This window comes from Rhizobium sp. A37_96 (assembly GCF_053521765.1).
Genome location: NZ_JBNWDS010000012.1, coordinates 183,745 through 201,990 on the forward strand (window position 1 = coordinate 183,745; position 18,246 = coordinate 201,990).

Here is an 18,246-nt window from a genome sequence, read left to right on the forward strand (position 1 = left end):
CGATGGAGAATGGCCAGTCCGAGGTCGAGCTCGACGGTGTTCCAGAGAGCGAAGCCAGGGCGGAACTCGAACGGCTACTTGCCGATCCGCGTTTCAAGATGGCGGAGAGAAACCGCAACTTCCTCCGCTACATCACGGACGCGCGATACAAGCACGGAAGTGCTGGCGTAAAGTCCTACATCATCGCCATCGATGTTTTCGGCCGGCCCGACAGTTTCGATGGACAGAACGACCCAATCGTGCGCATTGAGGCCAATCGTCTGAGAACTGGCCTCGATCAATATTACCAGGCACATGGTGAACCTGGCAGACTTCGGATCGATCTGCCCAAAGGGCGATACATTCCTCGCTTCAATCGCATCGACGGTGGTGGGGACGACCTCGTTCCTAATGCCGATGAAGCGGCCACGGTCGGTTCCCCGGTCGGAGATGACGTGCCGAAGGTTTCGGGAAGAGTTCGGCGTCAGGGTTGGCTTGTCGCTGTCGCCGTGGCTGCCACGGCTGCGTTCTTCACCTTGATGTTTCCCCCGACTTCCTCAGTTCCGGTTGCACCGATGACCGAAAAGCCGGGTGTCGCCTTAGCAATGACGACAGGCGAGGAAGCATTGAAGAGTGAGGCAGAAAGAACGTTCGATGATCTGATGGCGGCGTTGTCGCAGTTTCAAACGCTTCGGATTATCGATGGACGCGGCCGCCCAGACGCTGCGACGGCCACCTACCGCGTCGATCTCAAATATCGCAACGATGATGAAGGGCCTAGCATCTGGTGGCAAGTCTCAGACGGTCGCAACGGCGAGATCCTGAAGGCGGGGATCGAAAGGGTTCCAGCGAAGGCGAGCGACGGCCGCGCGGTGCGCGACAGACTGGTCGCAGATCTGGCAAGCGACATTGCCTCCACACGCGGGGTCATTAATCGTCTCGAAGCCGGATTGGCCGCGCAGGGCGCTTTAGGAAATGCCTGTGTCTTGCGTGCTGAGAACATCATGGACGAGGGCATGTTCGACGACCTCCCGGGTTTGGAAACATGCCTGCGTGCGAGTGTGGCAAGAGATCCGACAGATGCCGATGCGAAAGCCACACTGGCGAGGTTCCTTGTCGTCTCTCGCCCCAACGGTAGCGATCACAAGGCGGTGGACGAAGCGCTCGGATTGGCCAGCACCGGAGTCCTCATCGCGCCAGGCTCCGAACGTGCGGAAACGGCCCTGATGTTTGCCCAGTTCGCTGCCGGTCAAACCGACGTCGCCCTGGAAACTGGCAGACGAGCGATGGTCCTCAATCCTGACAGTATAGAGTTGACCGCAAAAGTCGGCCTGTTTTTCGCTTACGCTGGACGCTGGTCCGACGCGACCGCATTGGCAATGAACGCTTCCGCGTCGGAAAATCCGCCGCGCGCGGCGGTCCTGACCCTGTCGCTCGAAGCATATCGTCGGGGCGACTTTGCCGCATCGGCCCGTTATGCTGCGCAGGTCAATTGCGGCGATATCCTCGTTCGCGCGATACGCATTGCGGCGACGGCGCACATCGACGCTGAGGAGGCCCGTGTTCGCTACGCAAACTTGAAAGCACAGGAACCAGGCTTCGATAAGGCGCTCGCAGGAAGTCTCAGTGCTCGCCGTTTGACACCGGATCTTGTCAAGGCTCTGACCGCCGGGCTGCAAGCTGCCGGAGTGCAAATCACCGGCGATGTTATCGCTGCGATGTAGGATTTGAACTCACGCTTGGCCGCCAACCACTTATAATCGCTGTTTGGATGACGCGCCTGACACGTCATCCGATCGCGGATCTTGGTTGACGGGAACTGGCGACGCTTACTGGCCAAGCGGCTCCGACTTTGTGTGCGTTTGGAAGCTATCGGTGACGTCGCGAGGCCTTTTGCGATCGCTGGATGGATCGGCGATCGTCAATGGCGCGGCGGCAACGGCGCCTGCCACGGTGCCAACGGTGCGAACCGTTCCGCCGACAACCGCGGCGACGCCTTCACCAATGGTGATATTGGAATCCGTCAGCGTCTGGCCGGTCATAAGTCGCTGGCCGATCAGTTGAACGATCTCCGGGCTTTCGGCGAACTTGCCGTGATGCAAGCTGTCGCCGGTCTTCACCTTGGTGAGGTCGATCGCGGTGACGCCGGCCTTTTCCAGCCGGCTTCGATAGGGTTCCTTCGAAGGGTCGATGGCACCAAGACGCGAGACATTGCCGGTGATAAAGCTCGAGACTGCCAGCGCCCGGTCGTCCTGCGACACGAAGATGGTGAACTTCGGCCGTGGTTCGCCCATCTCGACGAACTGCTTTGCAAACACCTGGATGTCGATATCCGGCGAGGCGAGGATGACGTTGTGGATCTTGGTACTCACATGGCCGTCCCTTATTCCCATCTGTCGCAGCGATTCCATCGCCAGCCAAGTCCCCATGGAATGCGCCAGAACGGTGATGTCCTTGACGTCAGGATCCTGAGCCAGCACGCGCAGCGACTGTTCCAGAGCAGTGCGCGAATAGTTCGTGCTTTCCTTGTCGTACTCATACGCCGTGAGCTGCGCCCGAGACGGCCAGGTGAACAGGATCGGCGTCGCACGCATGCCGCTGTCATGAGCGATCTGCGCCAGGCGGAAGACGCTATCCTCATAGGAGTTATTGAAGCCATGCACGAAGACCAGCGCGTGGCCATCTTCGATATGCTGACGAAACCACGTGCGACCGTCCGCACGGGTCTCGATCTGGCGGACACGGGTCACCGCGAAATCCTTGGCAGGGTCAGGCGGCAATCGCCGCGGCCACTGGACCTCACCCGACCTTCGGATCGGCGGGAGGGAGACCGCGATGTCAGTGAAGTGCGGCTCGGGGCTGCGCTCGCCATTGAATAGAGTTGCCGGATCGCCGGACGGCTGCCGCGTAGTCGCAACCAGCATATCGACCTTCGACGTGTTCGCCATGGCAGCCGTCGATGCAATCGGGATCATGACGCCGCTTGGGTGCCCGCATCCCGCAAGACATAGCATCAACGCCGCCGCGCTTAACCTCTTCATCGTCGCCCCCGTCTCGTGCTGTTGCCGCCAGTCTTAACGGAGCTCACGGGCGAGCCCAGAATGTTACGGTAACATTCGACCGATCTGCGTCGGCGTTACCGTAACATCCTTCCTATTCTCGCCGGACTAATCACAATTCGAGGCAGAGCGGGGTACAGGAGCGGCGCATGCTTTGGAGGATCACAGTGGTGATCGACAGAATGACGACCATGACCGAACAAAGTCACCATAGGCGTCGGCGCACCATCCAAGGGTTTCTCTTTCGGTGTACGGCGTTCACTTCGCTACTTTGTTCGGGATTGAGGAGTCGTTGAAATGATACTCGGCGCACGCTTTACCAGATGCGGACTGGGTTTCTTCATCTTCGGCATCTTCCTCACGTTCGGGATCGTCGCCCATTACTGCGTCGGAGCCCGGTGGCCGACAGGCGTTGTGTTCATGCAAAACATAACACTCTGGTGGGCCTGCCCCTGGACGCTCTCAGTTGCGGCCATCCAGGCCGGCGGCCTGGGAATGGTCGCCCTGGGGCTAACGCAGATGGTCGCGGCCCGAGTTACACAGGAGCGACATACAGGCTCCGGCGGAGCGTGGTCGCTCTGGCTCAGCAACATCGGCCTCTTTGGGGTCTTTGCGATCGGCTATGCCGGCTACTTCGTCTTCGACGCCCTCTGGCCAGGCTACTACTATTCGCCGATCGCACTTGCCAAAAACATCTGGCTTCTCGGCCAGGGACTGTTCATCGCCGTCTATTTCATCGGCGTCGTGTCGATGTTTGCCTCATTGGATCAGGCGCTCAAAGCTGCCCAGCAGCGCAAGCTCAATTTACTGGAGACCTGAGATGCATTCGAGAGGGTTTCTTGGGTGGTTTGTTGCCACCGGCGCCGGTGTCATTTTTCTGATTTCGACGATGGCCGGAGGCGCTTTCGGGCAAGACGACCCATTGCCGTCCTGGAACAACACACCGGTCAAGCAGGCAATTCTCGACTTCGTAGCCAACTCGGCGCGTGAAGGAAGTGCGGGGTTTGTGGCGCCTGTCGATCGCATCGCCGTTTTCGACATGGACGGGACGCTTGCGCCTGAAAAGCCGGTGCCAATCGCCCTCATCCCCGTGCTCGACGACATCAGACAGGCGGTTGCCAAAAGGCCATTCCTCGGCGAAAAGCCGGCTGTCGCAGCCCTTCTAAAGGGCGATGAAGAGGGCCTCCATGCGCTCGGAGAGCAGGGCATCCTGGACCTTATTGCAGTGTCCACGGACGGCAAGACGACCGAGGAGATCGTCGATAACGTCAAGCCTTTGCTGGAAAAGCAGATCCACCCGAAATTCAAGGTGCCATACGCGCGCGCCGTCTACCAGCCGATGCGAGAGTTGCTGGCGCTGCTTGCGGCGAACGGCTTTCAAAACTGGATATCAAGCGGCAGCCCGATCCTTATCACCCGCGCGCTGTCGGTGGAAATGTTCGGTATCCCGCCAGAGCGGGTAATCGGAAGCAATGCCGGCCTGAAGCTTGACGAGCGTAACGGGAAGACCGTCCTCGTCTTCGACGGCTCGATCGACAGGTACAATGATGGATCCGGAAAGGCCGTCGGTATTGGTCTTGCGATTGGCAAGCGGCCGGTCGTGATCGGCGGCAACGAGGGCGGGCGCGGCGACATCGCGATGATGCGTTGGTCAAAAGACCAGGACGGACCAAGCCTGCAGCTTCTGATCAACCACGATGACGAAGCCCGAGAATACACCTACTCGGAGTCGGACGATTATTCGATCAATGCAGCGCAGAAATACGGCTTTCACGTCGTCAGCATGCGATCCGATTGGAATGCCATTGTCGGTCCTGCGAAGTAGGAGATGAAGATGACAACCGCAGAATTCACGATACGCGACAAGCTGAAAACCGCCATTGGGCTCTCTGGGGATCGGCGTATAAAACCGACTGCTTTGATCGTCCTGGCTTTGATGGCTTGCTCCGGACAAGTCTACGCCGCCGATGCTCTCCCCGTCACCGCGCCCAGGCCGGAGGAGCGAGATCCCGACAGATTGACGTTTTCATTCTCACCTTATTTCTGGGTCGCCGGAATCAGTGGCGATAGCGGCGTGTTCGGGCTGCCCGCAGTTCATTCCGAACAGAGCTTTGGCGACATCCTCAAGGATTTCGACTTTGGCTTCGCCGCTGCAGGTGACGCCCGATATGGCAACTTTTCCGTATTGACCGATATTTCCTATGCCCGGATCACGTCGGACTCCGCCACCCCGCGCGGCGTATTCGCTGACAAGGTCAACCTCAAGCAGGAAACCTTTACGGCCTTCCTGGGGCTAGGGTACACGGTCCTTGAGGACCAGCAGGGAAGCCTGGACGTCATTGGCGGCGCCAAGCTTTGGTCGACAGAGACGACTATCTCGTTCAGCGGCGGCCCGCTGGGTGGAGCGTCCGCTCGCGACGATGCAACATGGGTCGACGGCATGGCCGGGCTCCGAGGGGTCTATTCGCTTACGCCGACCGTTTATCTGACGGGAACGGCCCTGATCGGTGCGGGCGGCGCAGACCTCGACTGGGACGTGATGGCGGGCATCGGCTACAAATGGAAGGAGTCCGTTTCGGCTGTGGTCGGCTACCGGGCGCTTGGCGTCGATTATTCGAACGGCAGCATGACGACGGACATCGTTGAGCATGGTCCGATACTTGGTCTTGTCTTCCACTTTTAGCATCGAATCTGTCCCAGTAAGGCCGCTCTGCCGACGCGATCACACGCCAGGTCGCAACCCGTGTTCAAACGCCACGATGAAACGTACAACCGCCAGGAGGAAACAATGGTCAATCATCTCAGGATTAGGCGCCGCGCTGCCTTGCTCGGCTTAACGATGTCGGCCGCCTTGTGCCTGGTGTCCGCTTCTAACGCATCTGCGCAGTCATCCGATACCAGCAAAAATCTGTCTTATAAAGATGCCACGATCAGGCAGACTGCTCGGCGCGCCGTCGAGGCGGTCATATGGGGCATGCCCGCCGTCAACTACGACTTGATGCTTCAGGAGATGCTCAAAAAAACGTCAGCGAAGCAAAACGAGATCGTCTTCTGGTCGCGGCCTGCCGACTGGAAGAACCAGACGCTGACACCCAATCCCGACGCGATCTATCTGATGATCTTCTTTGACACAAAAACCGCTGGCCCGATCGTCATCGATGTCCCACCAGCCGACGGTGGTTCTTTCGCCGCCAACATCGACACCGTCTGGCAGATGCCGCTGGAAGATGCCGGCCCCTACGGCGCCGACAAAGGGGCAGGGGGCAAATATCTGATCCTGCCGCCGAACTATAAGGACCGGATCCCCGAAGGCTACATTGCTGTTCACTCCGAAACGTTCGGAGGGTACGCGCTATTTCGATCAAATCTCGCCAGTCACGGCGATGCCGACATTGCCAAAGCTGTCGCTTACGGAAAGCGACTCAAGGTCTACCCGCTGTCGCAAGCGGCCAACCCGCCGGAGACGAAGTTTACCGATGCAAAGGATGTCCTCTACGATTCGACCATTCCCTACGACATCAGGTTCTTCCAGTCGCTCGACCGCGTCGTGCAGAGCGAGCCGTGGCTGACCCGCGACAAGGCGATGATCGATCAGTTGAAGACGATCGGCATCGAGAAGGGTAAGCCGTTCAACCCCGATGCGACAACGATATCCACCCTTGATAGCGCGGGCGCCGAAGCGCGGGACGTCATAGATCAGATGTATGATGCCGGGTTTCCGCGTTTCTTTCCCGGATCGCGCTGGGCTGTGCCCGCCTTCCCGGCGCTTGTGCAGGCTGGATCATCCGGCTACGCCGAGGCGGACATATATCCCGTCGACGCCCGGGCGCTCACCTATAGTATTGGATATATCGGCATCAAGCGCCTCGGGACGGCGCAGACTTACCTGATCGCCAGCAAAGATAGGGATGGCGGGGCGCTGGACGGCGCCAAGACCTATCGGCTGCACGTGCCGCCGAACGTTCCCGTGGAACAGTACTGGTCGGTGACTGCGTACGACCGACAGACCCACGCGCTGATCAAGAATCTTTCGCGGGCGAGCCGCGCCTCGAATGCGAGCGAGGTGCAGAAAAACGCTGACGGCTCGGTCGACATATATTTTGGCCCAGAGGCGCCTGCCGGCAAAGAAGCGAACTGGGTACCGACCGACCGCGAGCGCGGCTTCGAGCTGCTGTTTCGCCTCTACGGCCCGAAGAAAGAGCTGTTCGAAAAGACATGGGTGCTGCCGGACGTCGAGAAAGCCACTGCACAATAATTTGCAGACAGAAATGTCCGCCTCTGGCGGACGAAGCATGACCCATCAACCCGGAGATCGCACGATGACCAACGTAAATCTCGACCGCAGGTCCGTTCTGCTCGGCGCAACCACCCTTGCGACCGTCTCGGTTTTGACAGGCGGCTTAACGCCGTCGGCGCACGCGGAGACCTCGTCGCTCAACCCGCAGCCCTTGCCGCCGTCTCCAGAATGGGCGCGGGCTCTTCCGCTCGCACCCGATACGAGGGTCAAGATCACGGAGGCCTACGCGGCCCATGTCGCCCGCGACGCCTTCTTCTGGGCGTGGCCGATGGTCAACATCTTTAACAAGCGGCGTGGAGCAGAACAGTCGAAGGAGCTTGCCTATTCCGGACCTGTGCCGGCAGCACCGGTCAACCGGGTCGGCATGCTGACGGACTATGTTGCCGCCGACGAACGTCTCGTTGCCTGCCCCAACCAGGACGTGGTCTATGGCGTCGGCTCGCTCGGTCTCGAGCGCTCCCCCGTCGTCGTTCAGGTGCCCGATTTTGGCGAGCGCTTCTGGGTTTACCAGATGGTCGACCTGCGCACCGATAGCTTCGCTCAGCTTGGAAAAATGTACGGCACCACGCCGGGCTTCTATCTGCTGGTCGGTCCCGACTGGCAGGGCGATATCCCGAAAGGCATCAGCAAGGTCTTTCGATCCTCGACCAACACCGGCATGGTCGCGCCGCGCATTTTCATGGACGACACGGCGGAAGATCGAAAGGCGATCCAGCCGGTCCTGCGCCAGATTCTGATGTATCCGCTTGCTGAATACGACGGACGGATGAAGGAGATAGACTGGAGCACGATCAAGAAACTGCCGAACTCGGCGACAGGAGAACAGGAAGTGAAATGGGTGCCGCCGGAATCCTTCGTCGATACGTTGCCTGCCGTTCTTGCCGACGCCCCGCCCTTACCTGGCGAGGAGGCGCACTATGCGCAGGTGCTTGCCGTGCTCGAAGCTGCAAAGAACGATCCGGCGATCAAGGCGGCCATGACATCGGGGGCGACGGAGGCCGATACGGAGTTGGTGGCGCCGCTGTTCGAGTTTCGCAATTGGGGTCAGCAGCTCCCGCACCACTGGAGCACGATTTCCAACGAAGCCGCCTTTGGCACGGACTATTTCACCCGTACGGCCGTGGCGAAATCCAATATCCTTGTCAATGCGCCGAACGAAACGAAATATTTCTATCAGGACCTCGATGCCTCGGGCACACGGCTGAACGGTGCCAATCGCTATACCATCACGTTCGCGAAGGATCAGACGCCGCCGGTCGATGGTTTCTGGTCGCTGACGCTCTACAACCAGCACCACTTTTTCTCACCGAACGAGATCAAACGGTATTCGCTGGGGACCAAGAACAAGACGCTGAAGTTTGGAGAGGACGGCTCGTTGACGTTCTACGTGCAGGCCGATGCGCCGCCAGCCGGGCAACGCGACAACTGGCTGCCGGCGCCAAGAGGGGAAGACTTCTCGCTTTACGTCCGCGCTTACTGGCCGAAAACTGCCGTGATCGAAGGCTCGTGGACGCCGCCGGCTGTGCAGCGTGCCGGGTAAACCGGCTCGAGCAGTCAGAGGGCGAGAAGTGCTCAAATCGCCGGCCCCGTAAGAGCGGACTGGCGTCGAGGATTTTCCATCATGCGAAGGTAGGCTGTCAGCAAGTTGGAAAGCTCAGTTGTCGGTTGTTGGCGCTTTTTTGGACCAAGTCGTAGCCTCTTTCGCTCGAGGGCATGCGCAAGCAACCCGATCAATGAAGCATGTCCATCCGCCGACAGGATGGACCGTCGCCAAAGCGTGACCACAGCATCGTCATCCTCTATGAGCCAGTCATTCGGTCGCATCGTGAGGCGTACGAAACATCGAATGCGTGCTGAGGTGGACAGGTTGGCGAGAGAAGCCGACGGATATTGGCTGCAAAACTCGGGAACGGCCAGCAGGCGTCGGATAAGACGACCGTTGAGCAGCGAGCCGGTGATTGCCTCCAGCCTGCAGATATCGTGAATACTCAGGTCCAGCGACCGTACGGATGGACTGACAAAAATCTTCGAGGCCCGCCGCAGATCGAACCCGCAGGTGACACAAAAATGCTGTGGGACGAGTTCAACCTGTTTGTAAGCTGCAATGCGATTGCGACAAGACGGGCATCGATCACGCAATCCACATCGATGATGGGGGCAAGAGATTCTTGTCGCCAAGCGCCATTGCCGGCGAAAATACGGGTGGGCGTCGTCCGCCAGACATTGCGGGCAGTATTGCAGCCAAGCAGAACTGCGCCGGCGTCCATCATCGCGCAGCGGAAGGAGCAGGCGCTTCAGCGGCGATCCCTTCAGGGACATCGTGAAAAGTTGCGGCTGGGAGATATTGGTGTGCGCGCTGAGGATGTTAACGGCGTCGCTCTGGAAATTCATGTCGAGGGATGGAGACCACATTCCGGCGCTGAAGCCGAGCACACGGCCAAATGGCCGAGGGGCAATGCCGTTCGCGAAAGCAAGCCGATGTACCCAGCTTGAGAGCAATTCGCCGGGCTGAGGTTGGACGAAGACCGGCCATCGGTCCGAAACGACGTCATCGTATCGCGCGCGGATGGCGATCGTCGGCCCGCCGTCGAGGGTTGTCACAGGAGGCTTTCACGCAGGGTGGCATTGCGCCGCTGCGAGATCGGTAAATAGCGCAGTTCGTCCAGACTGGCCTTGGTGATACGTTCCGCACCCGAGTTTATCGCGGCGATGACCGCCTTCGTGACGATGGCGACCGTCTCGCCGATCAATCCCTCCGACAGGTTGAATATGCGTCGCGCCAACCGTTCATCGGACAAATCGGAAACCCGTTTTAAGGGTAAGGCCGCTTCCAGGCTGTCGAGGAGCATCAGATACTCTTCGCCATATTGCCATCGCCGAACGGCGCAAAAGTCAAACCGGCTCGCCATCTCGCTGGTGGCGTTGATGAAGTCGTAGACGGCCACCTCGCCAATCAACACCGGGGAAATATCGTACTGGCGTCCGATCCGCCGCAGGAAGGCGAAGACAGCTTCGACGTCGCGCGTGCGTCCGCGCAGCGCATTGTGGAACTCGTCAAAAATCAGAATTTTCGGTTTAAGGGTGGCCAGCAGGTGATCGAGTTGCTCGGCCTTGCGCCCGATGTTGTGAAGGTTGCTGCCAGGCGCTCGCAACGCTTGGAGAATGCTGCCATAAAAGTGTCCGAGCCCAGCGCCCTCGCGCGTCTGGATCATCCATATTCTTTGTTCGGTCGAGCGCCTGAGATGTTCGACAGCGAACCGCTCGGCAATCATCGTCTTGCCATTGGCGTACGGTCCGACCAGCATTAGACCCTGCGTGCGCAACGATGGTGGTCGCGATAGCAAGTCCTCCAACCGCCGATGAGCGTGTTGCGCCACCTGATGTCCGATCCATCGCGAAGCACGGACATAGGCGACGCGTTCTTCCATGTCACGATCCAGATAGGAGCGCGCATGGTCGAGGAGATGGTCGCCATACCTGTTTACCAATCTTCGACCGGCAAAGTGCGTTTCTGACGGACCGAATGGCCGGCGATCGCCGGCTCTTGCGGCTGCATGGCAGCATGGGGCTTTACCGCCGCGGCGGCATGCGCGCTGCGAACGGCATCGCGGAGTTGCCTTTTCGAAGGCTTTGCAGCCGTCGCAAAGCTGGCGATTTCCCGGCGAAGCGCCACCTGTTCGACGTTCGAGCGGTGGTTTGCCGTACGTCGGCGGGCGCGCTCAGCCTCAAACTCCCACAACGTCAGCGCGGTCAGGCGACCATCGCGCCGCTCAACAGCCCGATACTGCCGGGTTTCCGGGTCTCTTACGTAGACGTGGCTGATGTCGCGAGGATCGTATCGGATCTCCAGTTTGCCAAGCCGGTCGCGCTGCGGAACGAGGACGCCAAGCCATGATGCATAATAGTGCAAGGCGAACACGCTGATGCCCTGCGGCGACAATTGTCTCTCCGTTCCCGGCAGAAATGACAACAACACGTGTTGCGGGTCGTCCTCGAAGCGCGACAGGCCCTTACTATTCTCCAGCCATTCCGTGATCGGCACCTTCAGCGTCTTGGAATTTTCCTGAACATTGTGATCGATTATGGCCAGAGCGACGCAACGCTCAAGATCCCCAAAACTCAGCCGGGCATGTTGCCCGGCAGGATATCCGTCACGATCGGCCACCGATCGCCCGGAGGACCCCGGATAGGTGGCGAGAACCGCGTTGAGCTTACCCAGGACTCGTTCAACGACGCCGCCCTGATGTACCCGACCGCGATCACGGTAGCGAATCCGGATGCCAAAGTCGTCGCAGCCGCGTTGGAACGCATGCCCTTTGAACTCTTTTGCCGAGTCCGTGACCAGCTGCCGCGGCCGACCGAACATCGGCCATGGGTGATCAAGGTTTCGTGCGGCAAGCCAGGCCTCCTTCGGGCATATCGCATGCGCGAGACAAAGTGCGACAGACAGGACTGAGGGCTTTTCCAGTGTCAGGCAAAAGCCGAGGATCGCTCGCGTCATAACGTCAGTGACGATCGTCAGATAGGGTCGACCGACAAACACCCCGCTTGTGTCAACGACCTCGACGAAGTTGATATCGGCCGGCGTATGGTCAATTTGACAGACGTCCAGCGGGTGTGCTGCGTGAATGTAACCCGGTCGAGGTTTCAGGCGTAGCAGGTGCTTTGGATTCGCTGATCGCTTTCGGGCGATTTCTTCAGGTCCGAACAGTACCGGAATACGCCGAGCGATGGAAACGTAGGAAGGCGGAGCCAGATCGGCTTCCTCGCAGCGGGCCCGGATTTCGGCGATAACGGGGGCAAGTGGAGGTGCTTCCAATACCAGCCATTGCTCGCGCAGAGTCGCGCTGATGATCGCCTCCGTTTCGGCCGGAAGCCGCATGCGCCGCCTTTCGGGGGTGCGCGGCAGCAAGGCTGTTACCGTTCGCGCAGTGCGATAGCGTGCGAGCAGATTGTAAACTTGGCGGGTGGTCAGGCGCAGCTCGGCAGCGGCGCGAGCGACGGCCTCCCGTCTTGGACCACCGTCTTCAAGAACCTTGTCCAATTCACGGGCCGCACGGCGCGCCGCCGACCATTGCTCGTCCGTGACCGTCGGAGCCGCCTTTAGTGATCGATCGCGCAATTGCTTTGGCAAACGGCAGCTCTCGCTGAAATCGTTAGCGGAAAACTGTTTGATTTTTACCGGCTAAACCTAACGAAAGGATGACATTTTCCAAATTGAAATAGGAAGGTAAAACCCACAGCCAGCTTGAGCATCCAGCCCCAGCCATAAGGCCGTTTGAAACCTCCGGCCAACGGGTCGGCAAGATAGGCTATTTCCCCCGCCACCTTCTCGGCGATGAACTGCTCGTCGAACAGGGTCCGGATCCTTTCCGCGACATCCATGGTGGGGTAGCGGCGCAGCAGCCTGGCAAGCATCCAGTAGCTGTGGACGCAGGAATGCCAATCGAAGCTGCCATAGAAAATCGGATGAAGCTCGCTCGGCGTTTGGGCATCGGCGGGACCGCCCAGAGTATGGTCCGGCTTGTTGGGATACTCTCGCCGGACATGGCCGAGTGCGATGCTCGCGAAACGGGAGGCGAGTTCTTTTGTCAAGAGCGTCGTCATCAAAGGACCTTCTCCTTGTCTGCGCGCCGCAGAATAACTTCGATCAGGCGCGGGATCATGTAGATGGGGAGCTGGGTCGCAGCGAAGAACAGCGCAATGACTGGAGAGACCGTTGCTCCGATGGTGGCCCAGACGAGCCCGACATTGCGGTTGCCGAGAACGAGACCCGTCTTCAACCGCTCCGGCAGTGTGCCGGGCTGAAGAATAGCCCCGAGGCATTGGAGTGCAAGGTTGATGGCGAAGGCCAGTCCGACGTATGTCGCGCTGGTCAATGGCTGAACCGTGATCTGTTCCGTGACATTCGCCATCGTCGCAACCGCAAACACCAAAAGAGCGACCAACACAAATCTGTCGATCAATCCGCCGTTGCGTGCAAGTGGGGCGTCCGCGTAGCGCCGAAGCAGGAGCGCGACGGCGCCCGCGCCACCGATCATCAGCGCCAGCCTCGATGCCAGTTCGACCGGATCTAGCGCAATGCCAGCGCACGACACTGCAATCAAGGGGAGGGTGAGTGGGGCGATTGCCATTGACCAAAGCGTCACCGCGAAGGGAAGGGTCGCGTCCAGTCCGAGCATGCGTGCGACTGCGGCGGTCCCGCTGGACGGTGGGGCTGAGACCGACAGGATGATGGCGGCCGAGAGTTCCGGACCAGGCCCAAAGATTAGCGTCGCAATGGCGGCGACGAAAGGACAGGCAAGCATGGCGACAAGTGGAAGGAAGACGGAGACATGCGGTCTCCTGAACGCGATCATGAACTCACGGCGATCAACCCGAAGCAGGGTCCCCAGGACCAAGATGAAAATCGCCGTCGGCATCAGGGGACGGGCCGCGTTCGCAAGTTGCGGCCAGGCGAGTCCCGCGACGACGCCGAGGACCAGGAGCGCCGGCCCGCCAGGTGTCACGCGCCCGAGCCTGATTCTGATGTTTTCCGGAACTGCGTTCATTGGGCGAATGTACGGGACTTCAAATGATCGTTGAAATGGATAGTTTCTATAATTACTATTTCCTCTATGAATTTAGCATCGGTCGATCTCAATTTGCTCGTCGCCTTCGAAGCAATGATGGAAGAGCGCCACGTCACGCGTGCGGCCGATCGCATTGGCCTTGCGCAGTCGTCGATGAGCAACGTCCTTAAGAGACTGCGCGACTTGTTCGACGACGAATTATTTTTACGTGCGGGTGGAAGAATGCAGCCGACCGACAAGGCCATGGCATTGGCTCGACCGATCGCGTCGGCGCTCCGCCAGATCAGGAATGCCCTATCCCCGGAAGCGACGTTCGACGCGGCTTTCTCACAGAGACGCTTTACCATCGCGGTGACCGATTACGGGGATTTGATCGTGATGCCGAAGCTGGTCCACCTGCTTCGCAGGGAGGCGCCCGGCGTCGATCTTGTCGTCCGACCAATCACCGATGGGAAGAGCGCGGTCACCAGGCTCGAGCGTGGTGATGTTGATATACTGATTGGGGGACATCTTCCTGACTCTTCACTGTGCGTACGCGAGAAGCTGTTCGATGAACGCTTCATCTGCATCAGCGATCGCTCCAACGCAGAAGCGTCCCGGCTGACGCTCGAAGATTATGCGAGCTTGCCGCATGCCATGTTTTCGGCGGTGGGCGGAGATAGCATTCCAGGTGTCGTCGATACGCTTCTTTCCCAGCGTGGTCTGAAGAGGCGCATTGCCGTCACGCTTCCCCATATTGTCGCGATACCGTTCGCGGTAGCGGGAACGGACCTCATCGCGACGATGGCCGAAAGGGTTGCCTGCCTGTTCGTCGACAACGCAGGAATTTCGATCCATCGTCCGCCGTTCGAAATCCAGAACTTCGCCATCGACATTGTTCATGCACGCCGGTCATCGGAGGATGGCGGGATGAGATGGCTGATCGACACAGTCAAGCGTGCCGCCCATGTCGCACCACTTCTTGCAGCATCCGACGAAGCAACCAATCAAATTTCGGAATCATTTGGCGTGATCGGTTAACGTCCTGGCAAATGTCTCAGCGTGGTCAAGTGCGGCGCGATCTATGCCATGATGATAGCCAAGATCTGACAGGTGTCGCGCAAGCCGGCCGGTCGCACGATTGCCAGCGGCGCCCGGCGCGTAGGGACATCCGCCAAGGCCGCCAACGGCGCTGTCGAAGATGCGGATACCGTAGTCGAGCGCCACATCGACATTGGATAGCGCTTGGCCGGACGTGTCGTGGAAGTGGCAGGCGATGTTTTTCGCGGGGATGGATTTGCATACGGTCGAGAGCATGATATCGACCCGCTCCGGCATAGCCCGACCGATCGTGTCGGCGACGGCAATCTCTCGGCAGCCAATCTCCAGCAGGCGTTCCGCGACATATCGGACGGCCGAAGGCTCGATCAGACCTTCCTAGGGACAATCCAGGGCGCAGGAGACATAGCCACGCACCGGCAAGCCATGCTCTCCCGCCAGCGAAAGAACAGGTTGAAAACGCTCGATGCTCTCGGCGATCGTGCAGTTGGTGTTTTTCTGTGCGAAGGCTTCCGAGGCGCTGGCGAAGACGGCCAGCTCTTGGGCGCCGGCAGTAATGGTTGCGCGTGCGCCCTTCTCGTTGGGGATGAGGGCGGAGAGCACCAGGCTTGGCCGCCGCACTGCAATGCGCATGACCTCATCGTGATCGGCCATCTGCGGCACCCAATTCGGCGACACGAATGCCGTCGCCTCGATGCGGTTGAAATCCGCGTCGGCGAGCAGGCGGATCAATTCGAGCTTGTCATCCGCCGAGATCACGCCCTTTTCATTCTGCAGACCGTCGCGCCGACCAACCTCGACGATAATGACGTTGCGATCTTCCTCCATCAATGCCCCGCCGCATACATGATCTTCTCCTCGGTGGCGTCCTCGATCGCCATTTCCTCGACGATACGGCCCTGGCGCGCAACCAGGATGCGATCGGAAATGGCGAGGATTTCCGGAAGATAAGAGGAAATGACGACAACAGCTGCGCCGGAATCGGCCAGCTCCTGGAGCATTTCGTGGATCTCGGCGATGGCACCGACGTCGACGCCGCGCGTCGGCTCGTCGAAGATGATCAGTTCCGGCGCCGGGATCAGGCTCTTGGCAATCACCACCTTCTGCTGGTTGCCACCGGAGAGTTCAACGACCTTGGCATTCTGGCGAATGGTGCGGATGTGCAGCCGCTCGATCCACTCGGCCGACTCGCGCCGCGCTTGTGACAGAGTGACGACCGAGGCCGGATTGCCGCGCTTCACCAGCTTGCCGTAAAAAATATTCTGGGCGATGCCCATCGTGTCGAACAGGCCGTCGAGCTTGTGGTCTTCGGTGATATAGGCGATGCGGTTGTTGACGGCGCTGCGCGGCACGTTGAAGCGCACGGTCTCGCCATTGAGCTTGATGCGCCCGCCGTGGAAGAAATCCCGCTTCAGCACGCCGGCGACGATCTTCATCATCTCGGTGCGGCCGGCTCCGACCAGGCCGAACATGCCGGTGATTTGGCCGGCGAAGACCGACATGGTGGCGCTGCGCACCACCTGGCCCATCGAGACGTTCTCCAGCGCCAATACCTTTCGGCCGGGCGGCCGGGCAACGCGCCGCTTCGCCTTGTCGTAGAGCTCGTCCTTCAGCTGGCGGCCGACCATGGCCTGCACGATCCGGTCGCGGGTGAAATTCCTGACATCGTCGGTGACGACGAGCTCGCCGTCGCGCAGGATCGAGATGCGGTCGGCGATCGCCAGGGCTTCCTCGAGCGCGTGGCTGATGAAGATGATCGAGCTGCCATCGGCCTTCAGTCGCTCGACAAGCGCGAAGAAATGCTGCTTTTCCTCTGGTGTCAGCGTCGCCGTCGGCTCGTCGAAAATGAAGATGCGGGCGTTATGCTGCACGGCTCGTGCGATTTCGACCATCTGCTTCTCGGCGGCGCCGAGCGAGGAGACGAGCGCCGTCGACTCGACATGGAAGCTCAGCCGCTGCAATTGCTGCTGCGCCCGGATGTTGACGCCGCGCAGGCGGTTGAAGAAATTCTCCTCGCCGAGGAAGAGGTTCTGCGCCACGGTCATCGCCGGGATAAGATTGGTTTCCTGAAAGACCATGGCGACGTCGTATGACAGCGCATCGCCCGGCGAGGTGAAGCTGCGCGGCTCGCCCTCGACCAGCATCTCACCCGCCGTCAGCGGATAGAGCCCGGCCAGCACCTTTGACAGCGTCGACTTGCCCGCACCGCTTTCACCCAGCAGCGCATGCACCTCGCCTTTGCGCAGCGTGAAACTGACGTTCTGGAAGGCCGCGACGCTGCGGAATTCCTTGGTGGCGTTGCGGAATTCGACGATATCGGTCATGGCCTTGCCCCTGCTACCAGGTCGAGCCGGACAAGCGTGCCCGCACCGCGCGAGGCCGCGTAGAGCGAGCCTTCGAATTCGGCCACGGACGCGATGCCATGGATCTTGCCGTCGGCGCGGGAATGATAGCCGGCCACCGGCTCCATCCTGCTGTTGAGCCGGGCGACCATGCCATAGGCGCGCGACGGCGCCCATGGCTTCATTACTCCCATCTGCCGTACGGAGCCCGATTGCAGCGGCTGCTCTTCGTCGCAACCGTCGGTAAAGTCGGGGCCGATCCATGCCTCGGGCGATATGGTCGCCATCATCTCCATCCGGTAGTCGTCTTCGCTCAGAACGAGTTCGGTCAGCTGACGGCGCGGCGCGAACAGCGCCAGCCAATAGCCGCCATCGGATGCTGCAGCTAGCCGGGCAGGGTAGGCGGGCAGTTCGCCGAGTAGGGTGCGGGGCGTCGCGCCTGGGCCGATGGCGGCGACCCGATGCCGCCAGCTTTCCGTCGCAGCGACGCCGCCACCGGGCGAGCGGGCGAGGCCGTAGGGAAAAGCCAGTCCGCCCTGCACGACATCGGTCTTTCCAGTCGAGAGGTCGTGGCGGATGACCTGGCCCGTGGCACCATGGCTCATCAGGTCGCGCTTCCAGTCGGACATCGGGTGCTGGCACGAACCGACTGCGAGCAGCAACGCGTTCTCGCAGTCGAACAGGCCGGCAGTGATGCAGGCGGTGCATTGGCGCTGCAGATCGAGCTGCCGATAATCGCCCGAGGGAGCCTTCGGGGCATTTCTCAGGGTCATATTTAGACAAAGGTGGGCTTTCAGCGATATCGACGATTTACCTCTAGGGTAAATTGGCTGCTATCCGAGCCTGCTGTGCGTGGTTTCCGTTGAGGCCCGACCATCGCATCGACAGAAATTGCCCGCTCTGCTCGGAACTGACCGAAACCGCGGAAACGCCGAGACTCGGGGGTGGAGATTTCGGCA

The 18,246-nt window shown here is 60.1% G+C and carries 14 protein-coding genes and 2 pseudogenes; 7 read left to right on the top strand and 9 right to left on the bottom strand.

Annotation, left to right across the window (positions count from 1 at the left end; translation table 11 throughout):
* Window positions 1-2 precede the first annotated feature (2 nt).
* Window positions 3-1,703, top strand: coding sequence for a tetratricopeptide repeat protein (locus ACQZ6J_RS25130; RefSeq protein ID WP_449086111.1), 1,701 nt, complete (start codon window positions 3-5; stop codon window positions 1,701-1,703).
* Between the two features lie 105 nt (window positions 1,704-1,808).
* Here ACQZ6J_RS25130 and ACQZ6J_RS25135 read toward each other — a convergent pair whose 3' ends face one another.
* A complete protein-coding gene (locus ACQZ6J_RS25135; RefSeq protein ID WP_449086112.1) occupies window positions 1,809-3,020 on the bottom strand; it encodes an alpha/beta hydrolase in 1,212 nt (403 codons plus the stop codon).
* A gap of 315 nt (window positions 3,021-3,335) precedes the next feature.
* Here ACQZ6J_RS25135 and ACQZ6J_RS25140 point away from each other — a divergent pair, with 315 nt between their 5' ends.
* The 5 genes from ACQZ6J_RS25140 (at window position 3,336) to ACQZ6J_RS25160 (ending at window position 8,875) form a co-directional block, all read left to right on the top strand.
* Window positions 3,336-3,857 carry a hypothetical protein gene (locus ACQZ6J_RS25140; protein WP_449086113.1) on the top strand — a complete coding sequence of 174 codons (522 nt, stop codon included), beginning with the start codon at window positions 3,336-3,338 and terminating at the stop codon, window positions 3,855-3,857.
* 1 nt (window position 3,858) lies between these two features.
* Window positions 3,859-4,863, top strand: a complete 1,005-nt coding sequence (locus tag ACQZ6J_RS25145) for a haloacid dehalogenase-like hydrolase (RefSeq protein WP_449086114.1) — start codon at window positions 3,859-3,861, stop codon at window positions 4,861-4,863.
* 111 nt (window positions 4,864-4,974) lie between these two features.
* Window positions 4,975-5,721, top strand: coding sequence for a hypothetical protein (locus ACQZ6J_RS25150; RefSeq protein ID WP_449086145.1), 747 nt, complete (start codon window positions 4,975-4,977; stop codon window positions 5,719-5,721).
* Window positions 5,722-5,826: 105 nt separating this feature from the next.
* Window positions 5,827-7,293, top strand: a complete 1,467-nt coding sequence (locus tag ACQZ6J_RS25155; RefSeq protein WP_449086115.1) for a DUF1254 domain-containing protein — start codon at window positions 5,827-5,829, stop codon at window positions 7,291-7,293.
* Window positions 7,294-7,357: 64 nt separating this feature from the next.
* Window positions 7,358-8,875: a DUF1254 domain-containing protein gene (locus ACQZ6J_RS25160; RefSeq protein WP_449086116.1), complete on the top strand. Its 1,518-nt coding sequence runs from the start codon at window positions 7,358-7,360 to the stop codon at window positions 8,873-8,875.
* Between the two features lie 32 nt (window positions 8,876-8,907).
* Here ACQZ6J_RS25160 and ACQZ6J_RS25165 read toward each other — a convergent pair whose 3' ends face one another.
* The 5 genes and pseudogenes from ACQZ6J_RS25165 to ACQZ6J_RS25185 form a co-directional block, all read right to left on the bottom strand.
* Window positions 8,908-9,936 carry a TniQ family protein gene (locus ACQZ6J_RS25165; protein WP_449086117.1) on the bottom strand — a complete coding sequence of 343 codons (1,029 nt, stop codon included), beginning with the start codon at window positions 9,934-9,936 and terminating at the stop codon, window positions 8,908-8,910.
* Window positions 9,933-10,763 carry a TniB family NTP-binding protein gene (locus ACQZ6J_RS25170; RefSeq protein ID WP_449086118.1) on the bottom strand — a complete coding sequence of 277 codons (831 nt, stop codon included), beginning with the start codon at window positions 10,761-10,763 and terminating at the stop codon, window positions 9,933-9,935. The genes ACQZ6J_RS25165 and ACQZ6J_RS25170 overlap by 4 nt, the downstream gene beginning before the upstream one ends.
* A 53-nt stretch (window positions 10,764-10,816) precedes the next feature.
* Window positions 10,817-12,469 carry a transposase gene (locus ACQZ6J_RS25175; RefSeq protein ID WP_449086119.1) on the bottom strand — a complete coding sequence of 551 codons (1,653 nt, stop codon included), beginning with the start codon at window positions 12,467-12,469 and terminating at the stop codon, window positions 10,817-10,819.
* A gap of 107 nt (window positions 12,470-12,576) precedes the next feature.
* Window positions 12,577-12,942: pseudogene (locus ACQZ6J_RS25180) on the bottom strand (DUF2891 family protein); the annotation flags it as partial.
* Complete coding sequence (locus tag ACQZ6J_RS25185; protein WP_449086120.1) at window positions 12,942-13,844, bottom strand: hypothetical protein; 903 nt, start codon at window positions 13,842-13,844, stop codon at window positions 12,942-12,944. The pseudogene ACQZ6J_RS25180 and the gene ACQZ6J_RS25185, both read right to left, overlap by 1 nt.
* Before the next feature lie 108 nt (window positions 13,845-13,952).
* On the opposite strand from ACQZ6J_RS25185, the gene ACQZ6J_RS25190 reads away from it, so the two are divergent.
* Window positions 13,953-14,927 carry a LysR substrate-binding domain-containing protein gene (locus tag ACQZ6J_RS25190; RefSeq protein WP_449086121.1) on the top strand — a complete coding sequence of 325 codons (975 nt, stop codon included), beginning with the start codon at window positions 13,953-13,955 and terminating at the stop codon, window positions 14,925-14,927.
* Here ACQZ6J_RS25190 and ACQZ6J_RS25195 read toward each other — a convergent pair.
* The 3 genes and pseudogenes from ACQZ6J_RS25195 to ACQZ6J_RS25205 form a co-directional block, all read right to left on the bottom strand.
* Window positions 14,907-15,773, bottom strand: a pseudogene (locus tag ACQZ6J_RS25195) (hydroxymethylglutaryl-CoA lyase). The gene ACQZ6J_RS25190 and the pseudogene ACQZ6J_RS25195 overlap by 21 nt on opposite strands.
* Window positions 15,773-17,269: a sugar ABC transporter ATP-binding protein gene (locus tag ACQZ6J_RS25200; protein ID WP_449086122.1), complete on the bottom strand. Its 1,497-nt coding sequence runs from the start codon at window positions 17,267-17,269 to the stop codon at window positions 15,773-15,775. The pseudogene ACQZ6J_RS25195 and the gene ACQZ6J_RS25200 overlap by 1 nt, the downstream one beginning before the upstream one ends.
* Entirely contained in the window at window positions 17,266-18,060 is a 795-nt protein-coding gene (locus tag ACQZ6J_RS25205) for a hypothetical protein (protein ID WP_449086123.1), read from the bottom strand. The genes ACQZ6J_RS25200 and ACQZ6J_RS25205 overlap by 4 nt, the downstream gene beginning before the upstream one ends.
* Between the last annotated feature and the right edge of the window lie 186 nt (window positions 18,061-18,246).

Bases quoted from the DNA above. Each gene is read 5' to 3' on its own strand.
- ACQZ6J_RS25130 (WP_449086111.1), top strand. From the start codon at position 3: ATGGAGAATGGCCAGTCCGAGGTCGAGCTCGACGGTGTTCCAGAGAGC.
- ACQZ6J_RS25135 (WP_449086112.1), bottom strand. From the start codon at position 3,020: ATGAAGAGGTTAAGCGCGGCGGCGTTGATGCTATGTCTTGCGGGATGC.
- ACQZ6J_RS25140 (WP_449086113.1), top strand. From the start codon at position 3,336: ATGATACTCGGCGCACGCTTTACCAGATGCGGACTGGGTTTCTTCATC.
- ACQZ6J_RS25145 (WP_449086114.1), top strand. From the start codon at position 3,859: ATGCATTCGAGAGGGTTTCTTGGGTGGTTTGTTGCCACCGGCGCCGGT.
- ACQZ6J_RS25150 (WP_449086145.1), top strand. From the start codon at position 4,975: ATGGCTTGCTCCGGACAAGTCTACGCCGCCGATGCTCTCCCCGTCACC.
- ACQZ6J_RS25155 (WP_449086115.1), top strand. From the start codon at position 5,827: ATGGTCAATCATCTCAGGATTAGGCGCCGCGCTGCCTTGCTCGGCTTA.
- ACQZ6J_RS25160 (WP_449086116.1), top strand. From the start codon at position 7,358: ATGACCAACGTAAATCTCGACCGCAGGTCCGTTCTGCTCGGCGCAACC.
- ACQZ6J_RS25170 (WP_449086118.1), bottom strand. From the start codon at position 10,763: ATGGAAGAACGCGTCGCCTATGTCCGTGCTTCGCGATGGATCGGACAT.
- ACQZ6J_RS25190 (WP_449086121.1), top strand. From the start codon at position 13,953: ATGAATTTAGCATCGGTCGATCTCAATTTGCTCGTCGCCTTCGAAGCA.
- ACQZ6J_RS25200 (WP_449086122.1), bottom strand. From the start codon at position 17,269: ATGACCGATATCGTCGAATTCCGCAACGCCACCAAGGAATTCCGCAGC.
- ACQZ6J_RS25205 (WP_449086123.1), bottom strand. From the start codon at position 18,060: ATGACCCTGAGAAATGCCCCGAAGGCTCCCTCGGGCGATTATCGGCAG.